The organism is Lysinibacillus sp. FSL K6-0232 (assembly GCF_038008325.1).
In the GTDB taxonomy this organism is placed as follows: domain Bacteria; phylum Bacillota; class Bacilli; order Bacillales_A; family Planococcaceae; genus Lysinibacillus.
Genome location: NZ_JBBOYW010000001.1, coordinates 3149818 through 3165623, shown reverse-complemented (window position 1 = coordinate 3165623; position 15806 = coordinate 3149818). Strand labels below are relative to the sequence as shown.

General features: G+C 33.2%; 9 protein-coding genes. 6 read left to right on the top strand and 3 right to left on the bottom strand.

All coding sequences use genetic code 11. The features are described from left to right. Nucleotides 1-494: 494 nt before the first annotated feature. Together istB and istA are read right to left on the bottom strand one after the other, a co-directional pair. Complete coding sequence (gene istB, locus MHB42_RS15505; protein ID WP_340807289.1) at nt 495-1247, bottom strand: IS21-like element helper ATPase IstB; 753 nt, start codon at nt 1245-1247, stop codon at nt 495-497. After that, nucleotides 1247-2800 carry an IS21 family transposase gene (istA, locus tag MHB42_RS15500; protein ID WP_340807287.1) on the bottom strand — a complete coding sequence of 518 codons (1554 nt, stop codon included), beginning with the start codon at nt 2798-2800 and terminating at the stop codon, nt 1247-1249. The genes istB and istA overlap by 1 nt, the downstream gene beginning before the upstream one ends. Before the next feature lie 304 nt (nt 2801-3104). On the opposite strand from istA, the gene MHB42_RS15495 reads away from it, so the two are divergent. Then, nucleotides 3105-4168 (top strand): IS630 family transposase gene (locus MHB42_RS15495; protein ID WP_340808510.1). Its coding sequence is split into 2 segments (ribosomal slippage): nt 3105-3626 and nt 3629-4168, totalling 1062 coding nucleotides; the frame shifts between segments, so codons are not numbered across the junction. Between the two features lie 240 nt (nt 4169-4408). Here the strand turns inward: MHB42_RS15495 and MHB42_RS15490 are convergent. Beyond that, nucleotides 4409-5830: a competence protein CoiA gene (locus MHB42_RS15490; protein WP_340807286.1), complete on the bottom strand. Its 1422-nt coding sequence runs from the start codon at nt 5828-5830 to the stop codon at nt 4409-4411. A 195-nt stretch (nt 5831-6025) separates the two neighbouring features. Here MHB42_RS15490 and MHB42_RS15485 point away from each other — a divergent pair, with 195 nt between their 5' ends. The 5 genes from MHB42_RS15485 (at nt 6026) to MHB42_RS15465 (ending at nt 15802) form a co-directional block, all read left to right on the top strand. Further along, nucleotides 6026-7702: a dynamin family protein gene (locus MHB42_RS15485; protein ID WP_340807285.1), complete on the top strand. Its 1677-nt coding sequence runs from the start codon at nt 6026-6028 to the stop codon at nt 7700-7702. Next, nucleotides 7699-9882 (top strand): dynamin family protein, encoded by a 2184-nt coding sequence (locus MHB42_RS15480; protein ID WP_340807284.1) that lies wholly within the window; start codon nt 7699-7701, stop codon nt 9880-9882. The genes MHB42_RS15485 and MHB42_RS15480 overlap by 4 nt, the downstream gene beginning before the upstream one ends. A gap of 10 nt (nt 9883-9892) precedes the next feature. Next, complete coding sequence (locus tag MHB42_RS15475) at nt 9893-11191, top strand: dynamin family protein (RefSeq protein ID WP_340807283.1); 1299 nt, start codon at nt 9893-9895, stop codon at nt 11189-11191. Further along, complete coding sequence (locus MHB42_RS15470) at nt 11188-13611, top strand: CFI-box-CTERM domain-containing protein (protein ID WP_340807281.1); 2424 nt, start codon at nt 11188-11190, stop codon at nt 13609-13611. The genes MHB42_RS15475 and MHB42_RS15470 overlap by 4 nt, the downstream gene beginning before the upstream one ends. A 208-nt stretch (nt 13612-13819) precedes the next feature. Continuing rightward, nucleotides 13820-15802 carry a DUF262 domain-containing protein gene (locus tag MHB42_RS15465; RefSeq protein ID WP_340807279.1) on the top strand — a complete coding sequence of 661 codons (1983 nt, stop codon included), beginning with the start codon at nt 13820-13822 and terminating at the stop codon, nt 15800-15802. Nucleotides 15803-15806 lie beyond the last annotated feature (4 nt).

Genomic DNA, 15806 nt, shown 5'->3' with positions numbered 1-15806 from the left:
AAGAACCTTGGTTAAAGAGTTTTATGAATAGCTGAAAACAGTTAAAATACTGTTATTACAGTATTTTTAGAAGATGGTGATTCGACTTCCGTTGTTTCCATACATAAAGTGGCTACAAACATAGTCATATCAACGATTTTTGAGATTTGGGATATTGAACGAGTGTTGAACTCTTGGACAATATCCCTTTTCTTATTTCTAAAGGAGTGAGGATTAAATCGGTTAATTTAGCTAGTATCATAAGTAAATAAAGCCCTAATAATTTCTTTAATCAAAATGGATATGAAGGATATTTTGATAAATATCCAAAAATCGGTCTGTTGTACATTAGAATTCATAATTTAGAAACTAATGTACGATTTTCTGAAACATATAAATTGGAATCTAGTGATTATCATATTAAGATTGCAAAAGATATGGCAAAATTAAATCCATCTCTATGTATGTATTTCGCAAGTTAAATTTGAGCCAATTGTTACTTAAAATGTGAGCCACTAAAAATTGCTCTGTTCCATCCATTCTTTCGTTTCTAAAATTCGATAGGATTCTCCAATCATGTTGATGATATGCGCTCGATGCGTGAGTCGGTCGGTTAAGGCTGATGTTAATACTGGATCATGGAAGACCTCTTCCCAGCGTTCAAATGTTAGATTGCTTGTAATCATGGTCGCTGCTCGACCAGCACGTAAAGATAAGTGCGTGAAAAGTAGCTCTGCTCCTTCTTTATCGAATGAAATGTAACCCAATTCATCAATGATGACTAAATCATACTTCTCAAATTTCAGTTCAAATGAGCGTAACGTTCTTGCAGAACGGCTTTCCTTTAATTGATTCACAAGTGAGGCTACACTCGTGAAATACACTTTATAGCCTGCTAAACAGGCTTCAATTCCTAATCCAATCGCAAGATGGGTTTTACCCGTACCAGGTGAGCCAATTAATAAGACATTCTGCTTGTCCTGAATAAACTTTAGCTCTTTCAAATGAGGAAGGCGAACCGCCGCATTTTGCGGCAGCGCCTCTACATCTAATTCTTCTAACAGTTTTTTCTCTGGAAAGTTGGCTAGTCGAATTCGATTCGCTTTTGCTCGCACGTAACGGTCCTCCATTTCCTGTTTTAAAGCGAAATAAAGAAAATCAGCTGACGATGTATGTTGTTCAAATATGGCTTCCTGTTCAAGTAAAGAACGAATACTTGGTAAACGTAATTCTTTACACATTTCAATCATTTCTTTTTGCTTGTCCATTAATGAACCACTCCAGTTCCTTTAGAATGAAATAACGCTGCTAACGAAGACAGATTATCTAAAGATTGACTGGTGACATCATCTTGGCCAGTTAGAACCGTACGTACTTCAGCTGACTGTTCTGCTAAGAAAATGATTTTTTCAGTTGTTAGTTGAACCAAAGGGTTCTTTTCTAGTTCAGTAATGACTTCTACTACTCTTGCTAGACAATCTCGTTCTTTGATATAAACAAGTAGCTCTAGAAAATCTTTTTCATTTCCGATATAATAGCGGTGGTAGATATTTTTTATTTGTTTTGGTGCTTGGCTCAAACACTCACTTTGGGCTAAGGCACCTTTTTTCTTTCCCAGGGTGTTTAAATAGTGGTAGATATTCATCACCCAGGCATGGACTTGCCAGCTTCGTTTATGCTTTGCGATGCATTCACCTTCGCTGAACAGAAGCACTTCCTCAGCACGAGCTTTTAACTTCATATATTCTCCTACATGCCCCTCGGGTACAGAATAGCGGTTGTGACGATAGGTAACAGTACTATATTTGTCCACACGTAGTTCCACTAATTCTGCAGGATCGAATGGTGCAGCTGTTAAGCTACCAGCGCGTTCAGCTTTTTCTTCCAACATCAATTCATGATGTGTTTTCTCTTTCAAATAATGAGGACGATTATTTAATTTTTCGATGATCGAAACTAAATATTTCTGTGCCTCTTCTAAGGAAATAAACGTATCTTGGTGCGCAAATGCTTTCCGGCGTATATATCCTACACTTCGCTCCACATGGCCTTTTTCATTGCCTTTACGGGGCTGACAAAGTCGGATCTGAAAATGGTAATGCAAGGATAAACTTTTCATATCGTCGGTAATAAAGCGGTCGTAACCAATAAAGTTTTTGACGACGGTACGCATATTGTCATATGTAAAAATATTCGGTACGAAGCCTAAGACCTCAATACATTTTACGTGTGCGTCCTGTACACAAACCATTGTTTCTGATTCATAAAGTCGGGCATAATGATTATTACTGTAGGCTAGGGTAAATACAGCCATCGAAAGACTTCTTAACTTTCCATCAATGAATAATTTTACTTCTCCCCAATCAAACTCCACTTCACGACCAGCTGTTGGCTCTTGACGGATGAATACTTCTTTTTGCTTTTTTTCCTCACGATTCACGAAGTTGCGAACCGTTGTATAGCTGACTTTAAAACCTTCATCTAAAAGCTTTTCATGCATATCAATAATCTTTAATTGCTGTTTATGCATATTTACTTCTCGCTTATTTTCATTTTGTTTCATCATTTCACGAATACGCTTCATCACCGTATTTGTTAAAGCTCTCTTTTTTCCATTACGCTTTTTATATGCCGGAGGCGTAACGTAATTATCTGTGATTGGTAAATTCCTTGTATCTTGTTGTCTAGCTGCTAAATCTTGCTCAATGTATTTTTTAACGGTATTACGAGACATTTTGAGCTTTTCTGCAATTTGACGTTGGCTTGTATTGTGCTGGTAGTACTCAATCAGTACTAACTGCTTTTTCTCCAAACTGATCACCTCTAGATCCCCCTAACTTTTTACAGTTAGGATTATTTTGATATAAAGTGGCTCTCTTTTCAATTGCGTTGATGGCTCAGTTTTAGCTTAACAAATACAGTCACCTAACGAGTTGGGGTTTTCCCTTGTTATTATTAATTTAAGTAAATTATAAAATGTCTGTTCGTACGTGTAAAAAAATTTAAAAATTTTATGATTAAAACTACATTGATGCTATATATAAGGTGATTAACTTTTAGACTTACACTCTTTTTCTTCGTTTTCCTGTATACTATTCTTAATAGATATGAAACGGAGAAAAATGATGCGTAAAATTGTCCTAATTCCTGAAGAACAAATTCCTGCTGCTTTAGAAGAATTAAAGCTTGTCATGAAAGAAGAAAACAATCATAAAATGTTCGTTCGCTACCAAGTGATTTATATGTTACTTTCCGGCGAATCGTATGAAAAAATTGTCGACTATACAGGTCTTTCTTTAGCGACGCTGTTCAATTATCGCAAAGCTTATTGTGAAAAAGGGATCGCTGGACTTGGACGTAAAAAACAACCTGGTCGAAAGCGTCATTTAACGGCTGAACAAGAAGCACGAGTCGTCGCGACAATTGTCAACCAAACGCCTAAAGATGCTGGTTTTCCCGTTGAAATGAACTGGACAGCGCCTCTTCTTCGCGATTGGATTGAGCGAACATTTGGTGTGTCTTTTTCTGTACGTGGGACACGTGATTTATTGTACCGTCTTGGTTTAAGTTATACGAAACCAACGTATACATTGGAAAAAGCAGACCCCCTCAAACAAGCAGTTTTCCTTGAAAAATTTGAACAGGCGAAAAAAAACTAATTCATGGTCAAATTGATCGTATTTTATTTGAAGACGAGTCAATGATCCGTGATTACCAAGCGATTTCCAACACGTGGTTTCTTAAAGGTCAACAAAAAATCATTCCAACATATGGCCGACATCAAGGGGTTAAGCTAATTGGTACATTGGATTACGAAACGGGCGATGTATTTTGCGTGCAAGAAGAACAATATACCGCTGTTGAATTCCTAAGTTTTTTAGAAAAAGTCATCGCTCGTTATCCGAATGAACGCATCGTGATGGTATTAGACAATGCGCGCATACACCATGCGAAATTGATTCAACCATTTTTAGAAAAGTATCAAGATTTCTTTGAATTTCTGTTCCTTCCGCCGTACAGTCCCAATTTAAATTTAATCGAAGGACTGTGGAAATGGATGAAGACAACGGTGATCCACAATGTCTTTTACTCAAATGTCGGAAAGATTCAACGTGCTGTCCAAGGCTTTATCCAAATGATTAATCAAACACCTGAAAATACGGTGAATAGGCTGTGCTTGAAACTCTAATTTTCTTTCACCGTATATATAGTTAAATTTTTCTTCTATCAATGCCAGGAATGTATCATGCATTGCTTGTGAAATGAATTTCCCTTCTCGTAATAATTCAATTAAATGCTCGATAAATTCTGCCTCGTGGGCTTCTGTTTCAATTATTTTATCTGTTACAGCTTGTTGAACCCATTTTATTAGACCTTCTTCAATATGCAAAGGGGACTCCATGTTATGCAGCACAAGATTTTGATAATATTAGGCATCTTGTTCTAAGAGTTCTTGTTCCTTATCAGTGGAAAATATTTCTATATCGTAATAATCGCCCCAACCAATGGCAAATAAATTAAACTCCGAAAAATATAAAGCAACATGTGTATTAAGCTCTTTATGATCTACTAGCGGTAGCACATTGTTTTCAATTTTAAAAGGGTGTATGTACTTACGATATAATGTTTGTTTATACAAAAATCCGCATTTCTCCAATAGAACAAGGTAGCTATGAATTAATGTTGCAACCAGCTTGCTGTCCTTAATATCATATCGAAGCTGATCTTTAATATCTTGAAATAAATAATTCGAGAAAATCAGTTGCTTCTTACTGTAATTGTGTTTGATCGCTTTGTGAAAAACGAGTAATTGCCATAAAGGATAGGGTGTATGTATGCATTTATAATTTTCCATTTGGATATTAAAAATGCCAGGGAAATTAGTATCTGTTAAACCGTATTCCTTCACGAGTCTCCTAAACAATACTTGCTCTCGATGCGACATCCGTTGTAATACTTTATCTATATTGAAATTACTTAAATATCTTTTATATTGGTGGAACCGTTTCTGCTTTTCTTGTTTTTGACGAATTATTTGCATACGTGCTGCGCTTTGCACTTTACGTTCTTTCCAAAGTTCAGCAGCTTCAATTTTTCTATCATTTAAATAATGTTGAATTTTCTCATAGGAAAGTTTGTTATATAAAACGAATTTGCATGGCGATTGTATTTTAGCAATTGTCATTTCAGGTATTGCAATCTCTTGAAGCTTTACAACAAATCTCGTTTCAGTTCGATACCTAATACCGAAAAATTTGCCAATGTGTTTTACAAGGTTATTCTCAACGTCAATGAAGTAAACGCTGCGTTCCTTTTCATTCACTAATTGCTGCGGGTATTTCAAGCGCAGAACAACCTCATCATCCTCGATATCTTTAGCTGTTATTTCTTTATAATAATTCGCACCAAAAAGCCAGATGTCTTTGATCTCCGCAATTGCATAAAGTTTCCGTCGTTCTAGCCATTTCTCAGCTGTTTGTTCCGCACATTGTATTTCAAAAGCAAACTTATGACCATTTCCAAAATCCGCATACACATCCGCGATTTGATTGGTCTTAGCAATACGTTCTTCTAAAGCAACGTAAGCGTTTGGATATTTCTCTTTTAACCAATTATAAATCGCAAGTTTACCACCGAGATGTTCCTGCGTTTCAGGCTCCCCAACAAAACTACATTTGACATGACGTTCATGATAAAAGTGATGAATCTTCTTAGTTCCGCCACGAAAGAAAACGTTCTTCTGACAGTGTGGACAGTATAATTCTTTGGCTTTAGCTAAAGAATATAGGCGTTCTTTATCGTCATGGAAGGCAAATTGTTTTTCACCATTTGGATTTATTGCTACAAACATCTAATCACCTCAAATTTTTAAAATTTGATAAATATAGAAAATGAAAGCTGTTTTATTCACCGGATGGTATAATAGTTATATAAAAAACACACTTTATTACTTTTTGGGTCATATTATGTCCGTTTCAAGATGAATAGATTCTAATATAAGATTTTCGATGGTAATTAAGTAAAAATTCGATAAAAGGTGATAAATATGATTGATAAAACAATTATACAACAACATTTAAATATTTTGGGGGAAATTGGTAATGACATTAAAATTAATCAAGAAATTATCAATCGAATAGAGGAATTAAAAAGTATATGTGATGAATTTTCAATTAAAATTTTAGCAATTGGGTCATTCAGTGCTGGAAAAAGTGCTTTGATGAACTTTTTACTTGAAGAAGAATTACTAACTGAAGAGCAAACACCTGAAACGGCCATTGCAACAGAATTAAAATATAGCCTAGTGGAAAGCTACGAAATAGTTGATGTAAATAAAGAGCGTAAATATGTAGAAAAACAACAAATTCAATCCGTAAATCCGAATGTTTGCTTAAATATTCGTTACAATTTAAATAATAATTTTTTACAAACATTTGAAGACTATGTATTTGTAGATATGCCGGGCTTTAACTCAAATATTGAACAGCATAACCGCGCAATTTTGCAATATGTAGAGAGAGGGAATGCGTACTTACTAGTAATTGATTGCGAAGAGGGTGGAATGAAAGCCTCGGTTTTAGAGTTTGTTGAAGAAATACGTAAATACGATCACAATTTAATTATTGTGCTTTCAAAGGTAGATAAAAAAGCCGCGGAAGATGTGCAAGTAATTAAACAAAAAATTAAAGCGCAAGCATCGTACTTATTTGGATATGATGTTCCAGTTGTAAAATATAGCAAACATGATAACGATACGAAGCAAGGTTTACTGGATACTATCCACGCACTAAATAGTCAACAAATTTTTGAACAAGCTACATTGCCAAAAATAAAAGAAATTTATCAATTCTTGGAGTTAGCGTTAGAACAGTCGATTAAATCTTTAGCTTTTGATGATAGTGCTTTAAGAGAAGAGATTCAAAAAAGGGAAAAGGCTAAAAGTGAGTTAGAATACAAGCTTCAACAGGAACGTTCGAAGTTAACTAATCGAATGACCTCACAAGTATTGCCTAGCATTATTGCCGAAGTTGAAAATGCACTATATGTTCATTCGACAGAGCTTGCCAATGCAGCAATATCAGGTTCAAATGCATTTAGCATTCGTATGAATTCGATTTTACGTCCGGTACTTCTTGAAAATACAAAGAAATATACAAATATTTCTTTTGAAGAATTTTTAAGGGATGTTAATTTATCAGAAATATTAGTAGATAAAACAGAAGAAATAGTTTACACCGTAACGGATAAAATTCGTAAAGTAGAGTCGATTTTTTCTCAAAAAAACGAAGGAACAGACAATTTCAACAAAGTTTATAAATCGGTAACAGGTGCATTAGCCATTGCAACAACAGCTGTTGCACCCTGGTTAGAGATTATTATTTTATTCCTTCCTGAAATTTTAAAACTATTAGGTGTGGGGGGGAAACAATCTCAGGTCAACAAAGTAAAGCAATCTATTGAATCAGAGGTAATTCCACAAGTCATTGAAAAACTTAGTCCAGCAATTCAAGAATCTTTAGCAGAAATGGAAGATGTTATGATTGAAGAACTAGAAGAAAATTTAAGATTAATCATTTCCATTGAAGAAGAAGCTTTACAAGCAGCGTTAAATCAACAGGATGACATGCAGATAGAACATGATAAAAAGTTAGTACAATATAAAACAACACTAGATTTAGTACGTGATGAATTACAAAAAGTTGAGAAGTTGGTGACAGTATGAATGTAGAAGCTATTCAATTTATCGATAAAATTCAACATATATCAGACGAACTTAGAAAGTACAATAAGTTTTTAAGCGAAGACCGCATTGCACTATTCCAAACAAATTACCTGAAACTAAAAAATAATTTAGAAGGAATTATGAAATCAAAGCGTAATTTGCAAATTGGGATTATTGGTGAAGTAAAAGCAGGGAAGTCTTCATTTATTAATGCTCTAATTTTTGATGGTAAAGATATTTTGCCAAAAGCCCCAACGCCAATGACTGCGGCACTTACGAAAATTAGCTATGGTGACAGATTTGAAGCAGAAATTGTTTTTTACGATGAAAATGACTGGAACATTATTCAGCATAACGCGCATTTAGCAGACCGATTTTTAAGAGAGCTGTACGAGCAAGAAATGGAAAAAAGTGCATATGCGATGGATTTTGAACAATTTTGTGTTTTTAAAAAAGATGATGTGCCGAAAGAATATTCAGCTTGTAAAGAGCTTATTGAAATGGCTGAAAAAAATAATTTAAATGTATCACAATATATTGGTCAAAAAATTGAAATCAATGCTGATGAGCAAGATGAATATATTGAAAAATTAAATCATTATGTTGGCGCAGAAGGGCAGTTTACACCTATTGTAAAATATTCGGTAATTAAGCTAAATAATGAACGTTTAAAAAATATTGAAATTGTCGATACACCGGGGATGAATGATCCAATCGTAAGTAGAACGATTGTAACTTCAGATTTTTTAATGAATTGTGATGTAGTGTTCTTTTTAAGCTATGCAGGGCAATTTTTATCACAGGAAGAAATGGGCTTACTTACTCGCTCGTTACCAGAAAACTCAATTAGCCATGCATATTTAATTGCTAGTAAATTTGACTCGGCAATATTAGATTATAAACAAAAGAAAGCTCCATTAAAAACAGCGGTGCAACATACGTTATTTAATCTTAATCAACAAGCAACTACAACAATTGGTGAGAGCATTACACAGCAAAATACTCCAGCTGTAGTAAAGGTAATTCAAGCAAATCTCCCGCCACACCCAACCTCAGGACTTATGTATAGCAGTGCAATGAAGCTTTATCATAATGAGCCATTAACAAAAGCAGAAGAGCATATTTTAAAGCAGTTTGAAAAGCGTTTTGAGGGTTTTAGCCGAAGTCCTAAAGAGCTGATGAAGCTTGCAAATGTACACACAATAGAAGGGAAAATTTTATCGAAAGTAAAAACAGAAAAAGACAATATTATTACTGAACGTTCATCCACGATTATTCAAGATCAGCATATTGAATTTTTACGTTTAATTCGTCAAATGGAAGAACAAACGATTGATAATATTCAAGAAATGAAGCATTCCGATGTTTCGGGCTTGAAAAATAAAGTCGAAAAAATTTCTTCGAAGCTCCAATCTATTCGAAAAAATGTGAATGATATTTTTACAGCAAATTATTTAAAAGCTAGCCGTATACTAGTTGATATTAAAATTGATGTAGAAAAGGAAATCAATAATCATACAGGTGTGAAAGTGGCGGTTTCTACTTCATCAGATACAGGTACAAGACGAACAGGATTTCTTGGCTTAAAACGTGAATCTTATACGATTACAACGACAAACTATACAGCTGAAGTAACAGAGGTAGTCGCAAGTATTCGGAAATATATTACAAGATCTCGTGAAATGATTAATAACGAATTTAAACGCTTATTTGATTTACAAAATATGAAAAAGGATGTCGCAAACGAAGTAGTAGGCGCCTTTGAATTAATAAGTAATGAATTTAATGAATCTGAAATTAAGCGTGCTTTAGAAATTGTGTTAAATCAAATTGTTATCCAAGATATCGAAGTTGACCAAAGTAAATATGATGCAAAAATCACTTCCACTTTTTCATCGCCATCTGTTCATAATGAAGAAATTTCGAACTTACAGCTAGAGCAGGAACGTATTTTGCAACAAGTAGCAAACGATATCAAATCTGAAATTGACAGCAAAATTAAAGAAATTGAGTTGCTATTAGAAAAGTATGCAGCGAATTTCATCGACGATATCGAAGCGCAAATTACGGTAAATGCAAAAAAAATCGAAATGCTATTAAAAGATAAAGAAGCAAACTTGAAACGAATGGAAGAAATTGCATTGAAATTAAATGTGTTTAAAAAACAATTAGCGCAGTAGGAGAATTCATATGACGAAGAAAATGGATTTATTTTCACTTGATGATTCCGATTTATTTGCTGCAGATGATGATTTATTTGATTTTAGTTTAGAGAAAGAGTACGAGGCGGAAAACCTTTATTTAGCGGACTCAGCTAAAGGGTTAAACCTTATTTCAAACTTATTAGGCGTAACTGATGAAACGAAAAGTAAATTACGAAATATACGTCGTCTGGACACTCTCATTGATAACAAGCTATTGCAATCTATCAATAAAATTCAACTGAAAAATGAAGTTCATTTGTATCAAGAGCTTGTAAAATTAAGTGATAAATTATTTGAGCAAAATAAAGTAGCTTTACTGAAAAAAAAGAAAACGATTGGTATTGGCGGTCAATTTAGCGCAGGAAAATCAAAGTTTATTAATTCGGTTATTGGTGAGGCAATTTTACCAGAAGACCAAGTGCCAACAACATCGATTGCTACGTATATCGTAAAAGGCGACAACTTGTTTATCGAAGCTTTAACAAAAAACAACCAATCTGTACAGTTAGATTTAGATGCCGTAAAAGCGCTAAGTCACGCGTTTTACAGTACGTACAATTTAGGATTTTCGCACTTCATCAATAACTTAGTTATTTCAACACCGGTATTTCCCTACGAATCGATTGCGATTTTAGATACACCAGGGTACTCAAAAGTTGATACAACGAAAAAGCAAGCGATTACAGATAATGAAAAGGCATTAATGCAATTAAAATCTGTCGACTACTTAATTTGGTTAATTGATGTGGAAAATGGCGTTATTAAGCAAGCGGATATTGATTTTATTGAATTATTAAATATGAAAAATCCGGTTCTAATTGTATTTAACAAATGCGACAAAAAAACAGAATCGGATGTGGAAAATATTATTAATACAACAAAGGAATATTTGAAAAAATCAAACATTCCTTTGTATGAGGTAGTTGCTTATTCTGCTCAAGATGAAAAAGAGTACTTAAATCGCAACTATTTAAAAACGTACTTTAAGGAAATTAACCGTAAATCGAATACATTTGTACCATTAGAAGAGGAAATTCAAAAAATCATTAATCAGCTAGAGCATCAAATTGATGAGTATTTCAATGCGGAGCAAAAAAGACGTAATGATGTTGGCAACTTTATTTTTAAATCTGACGATATTTCAGAAATTCAAACGTTAACAAAGGTTTATGCAATGCTACAACAAGAAATAAAAGAAATTAGTAATTGTAGAAAAAATTTAGCAAAAACAAAGGAACAAATTTTGAATCAATTCAATGCTCTTGTTTCTGGAGGTTTCCAATGACAAAAATCGAAAAAACCTTTCAAGTATTAGGAAAGTTATTAACAGAGGAAACAACCTCACAGTTTAACAATGTCAAAGCAAATCAGCAATTTCAATCGTTTTTACAATATGTAACAACAGAAGTTTATCCAGTCATTGATAAAAGCAGCTATGAAAATAAAACTAATTTTTTAATCAATTTAAAATCGGCTATACGAGAAATTGAATTTATCGTTCGCACACCCCGTTTGCAAAATAAAACGCTAGTTGTTATAGAGGGTAAAAAGCATGCCGTTCCACAATGGTTTGAGCAAAATCAAATGCAGGAATATGCAAAATTTATTAGACAAAACGCAAACATTCCGATGATTTTATCTGCATCAGAAAAAACAACGATTGTTGCACAAAATACATTAGAAAACTTATCAAAGTTATCGCCCGATGAATTTCGACATGTGAATCAGCAATTATATAAAGAAAAGCTCGATGTAGATCAATTTATTCAAGTGTTTTATATTGAAGTAAAATGTCCGTTTGAGCATATTGCATTTATTTACTTACCACAATTTGTTTCAAGACAAAATGAAATATATAAAATGCTACATAATATGGCAGAAGCATCGATTATGATTGAACCGCTTCATAAGCAATTGAATCAATATAAAGCACCGAACTATGCTAAACAACGTTTTATTATTGGAGAAAACGTAGAAACAGAGTTGTCTTCTTTAATACTTGAAGAAGTGCCAGTATTACTTCAGCAGCTTAATAAGCCATGTATGATGCCGGCGATCTATGATATTTTTACTGAAACATATCAAGATTACTTAATTAATGTGACAAAAGAGTTAGCTTATGAGCAATATTTAGTAAATGGGCTTTCTAAAGATTTAGTAACGGTTAGCGATGAAGAGCTTGAGGCAAATATTATATCAATTCGCAATAATTTAAAGAAACAGTTACAGGCTAAACAAATATCCCACAAAAATTTAGTTAAACATTTATTACAATGCAACAAACATTTAATGGAGATTGAAAAATTATTTGTAAGTCCTATACTTTCTGATGCCATTTTCTCTAACAAAGCTCAGCTTTACATCGCAAAACAGGCACTTGTCGCACTTGAAATAAAAGATAATACGGGATATAAAGTAGCAATTGAGCGTTTGAGAAATTCTGACTCTATTTATACATCAATCATTCAGGCCTATTCAAAAGGTAAAAAAGAAGAAATTGTTAAATGTATAAATATTTTAAATGAATTACCATTAAACGATGTGACAGCATATATTAGTATTAAATATTTTTCAGTTATTAAAAGTAAATCTCTTTATAACAAGCTTAAAAAGTTTTATCACAATAACTACGATGCAGAGGTTAATCTGTATTTAGGTAAAGCTGCAATTTCAGTTTCAAATAATGTCGATGCACAATTTTATTTTAAAAAAGCAATGAATCTCGGTAATTCTGAAGCAGCCGAGCTTTTATTATCGTTTATAAATAAAAAGAATATTATAGAGGTAGAAAGCATTGCACGTTTATTAGTTCCTGAAGCTTGCTATCTAGTAGGAAAATATTATTTAAATAGCAAATATAGCAAAGCGTTAACGTTTTTAAAGATTGCCGCGACATTTGAACATTTTCAAGCATTGCAAAAACTAGCAGAAATAGAATTTAATCGTTTTAGAAAAGGTCGAAACAATTTACCAGATGATCGCTTAGAGGTTGTATTTTCGAATGCACTAAAATTAAATCACTACGTTCATGAAAAAGAGCGCTCAAAAGAAGTAACAGAACGTTTAGGGAAGTTATATTATTGGGACGGAGATCATCGCAAAGCGATTAATTATTTATCAACAGTAGATAACGCAGAATGTAACTTTATGTGCGGGAAAATTTATCAATACGGTAATGTATTGTCGCAGGACTTACAAAAATCCAAAAATTATTTTGAAAAAGCTGTAAGGCAGTCACATTCTTATGCAGAAATAGAGCTACATAAAGTAACCGGTTGGATTCAATCAAACGAAGTGAAGCAAAGTTATAGCAGTAGTAGATCGTATAGTTCTTCTTCTTCAAGTTCAAGCTACTCATCAAGTAAATCTTGGTGTTTCTTAACAACAGCAACTTGTATTGCTTTAGGGAAAGAAGATAATTGTGATGAAATATTAAACTATAAAAAATATCGTGATGAGCATTTACGTTTCGATGATGATGGAAGAGACTTAATAGTAGAGTATTATCGCATTGCACCTGTAATTGTGGAAAAAATTGATGCCGAACCAAATCCGAAAGCGTTATATTTACACTTATATAATCAATATATAAAAGTTGGATATGACTACTTACAAAAAAATGATTTAGTTAATGCAAAAAAGATTTATATAGAGATGGTGAAAAATTTATGTGAAAAGTATAATGTTGTGCCATTTCAATATTAATAAAAGTAGGGACTGTGTTCACTTGATGCTAGTCTATTTATTATGAAATTTAAATTAAAGCTTGTAATTAAAGAGTAGAAGAGAGCGCAATTGCTTACTTCTGCTTTTATTATAAATAAAGTAAAAATGTGGTAAAGTGAACTTATCAAAAAAGGTTGAAAGTAAGCAAAACTATATACATCGACCCTATAAATTTGGAGTGATCTAAGTGAAAGCAAATGAAACAAATTTACAAGAAATAATTGAAGGCTCGAAGCAATATATCATACCAATGTTTCAACGTACATATAGTTGGGATCAAAAACAATGGCTAACATTATGGGAAGATTTAATGGAGTTAGTTGATGAGGCACAACAATATGAAAATCACTTTATCGGATCAATCGTATCTATACCGGTAAATGCAAATCCTACTGGCGTGCAACAATTTTTAGTAATTGATGGACAACAACGATTAACGACATTACTTGTTCTATTAAGCGTTATACGTGACAAAGCAGAGGAAGATGGATTACCTGAATTAGCTGCTGAAATTAACGAAACGATGCTTGTAAATCGTTTTAAAAAAGGTGAAGAGTATTTTAAATTGTTACCAACGCAAGTTGATAAAGATATCTTTAAAAGAATTATAAAAAAAGAAGTTTTAGAATCAGATCAAAGTAGTGGGCTTGTAAAATGCTATGACTACTTTAAAAATAAGTTGCATGATTTAACAACGGATGTGGAGCAGTTGAAAAATGGGGTTTTACATAATCTTTCGTTAGTTAGTATTGTACTGTCTCCAGATGATAATCCGTATTTAGTATTTGAAAGCTTAAATGCAAAAGGACAACCATTAACAGAAGCAGACTTAATTCGAAACTACTTATTTATGCGTATCGAACCATCAGAGCAAGAAGAAATGTATAAAGGCTATTGGCTGCCAATGCAAACGAATTTAGGCGATTCTTTAACTGAGTTCATCAGACATTTTTTAATGGGTGTAAACTTAAATGTCAAAAAGAAAGATGTTTATGTGAAATTAAAGCAGCAAGCAGATAAAGCGAATGTCATTGATTATTTGAAGGAGCTGGCTATATTTGCAACTTACTATGATAAATTACTACATCCAGAAAAAGAGTCTAATGAAAAAATTCAATACTACTTAAAGCGTATTCAACAGTTTGAAGCACGTACCGCTTTTCCATTTTTACTTTATGTTTATCGTGATTTTGATGTGAAGAAATACAGTCTGGAACAATTCATTGAAATTTTGTCGATAATCGATAATTTCATTGTTAGAAGATACGTTTGCAATATCGAATCGAAACCATTAAATAAAATGTTTGGTTCGCTATATAACCAGTTAAAACCATTTAGTGAAGCTGACTCTATTCAAGAATTAAAAGCATTTTTACAGGTGAGAGGCTACCCTAAGGATACTGAAGTTCTTCATGAATTAATCAATTCACCTTTATATGGCGCTGGTGATAAGAGAGAGAAATGTAAGTTTATTTTAAGTGTACTTGAAGAAAGCTTTGGTCATAAAGAGAAAGTTGATTTAACGAAGGCTACCATTGAACATATCATGCCACAAACTTTAACTGAATCTTGGGAAGCTGAATTAGGTAGCAATTTTGAAGAAGTTCACGAAAAATATTTGCATGTTATTGGGAACTTAACATTAAGTGGCTATAATTCAGAGCTATCGAACGAATCATTCTCTACTAAGAAAAAATATTATAGTAAGAGCAATTTTGAATTGAATAAGGATCTCGTTAAATATAATACTTGGGATGAACAAGCAATCACTGACAGAACAGAAAAATTATATAAAAAAATCATTTTAGCATGGCCGTATTTTGGACTTGCTAGTGTTAAAGACAATGATGTAACAGGTAGCTCGCCACGCTTATTATTCATAGGTGATGAAACGACTAAGGTAAAAGTTTGGAGAGAAGTTTTAGAACATACTATTCTGTTCATTTACAAAAATAATCCTGAATACTACCAAGAATTGTTGCAGACGAGATCATTACTAATCTCAGTAGAAAAGAAGAATAACGAGATGCGTAGTGCTAAGCAATTGTCGAATGGGCATTTTATAGAAGTTAATTTTAGTGCAAAAAGTATTTACACGACATGTAAGAAGTTATTTATTGATGCAGGTTTTGATGCTGATACATGGGGTGTAGAGGTTGAGATGAAATAAATTA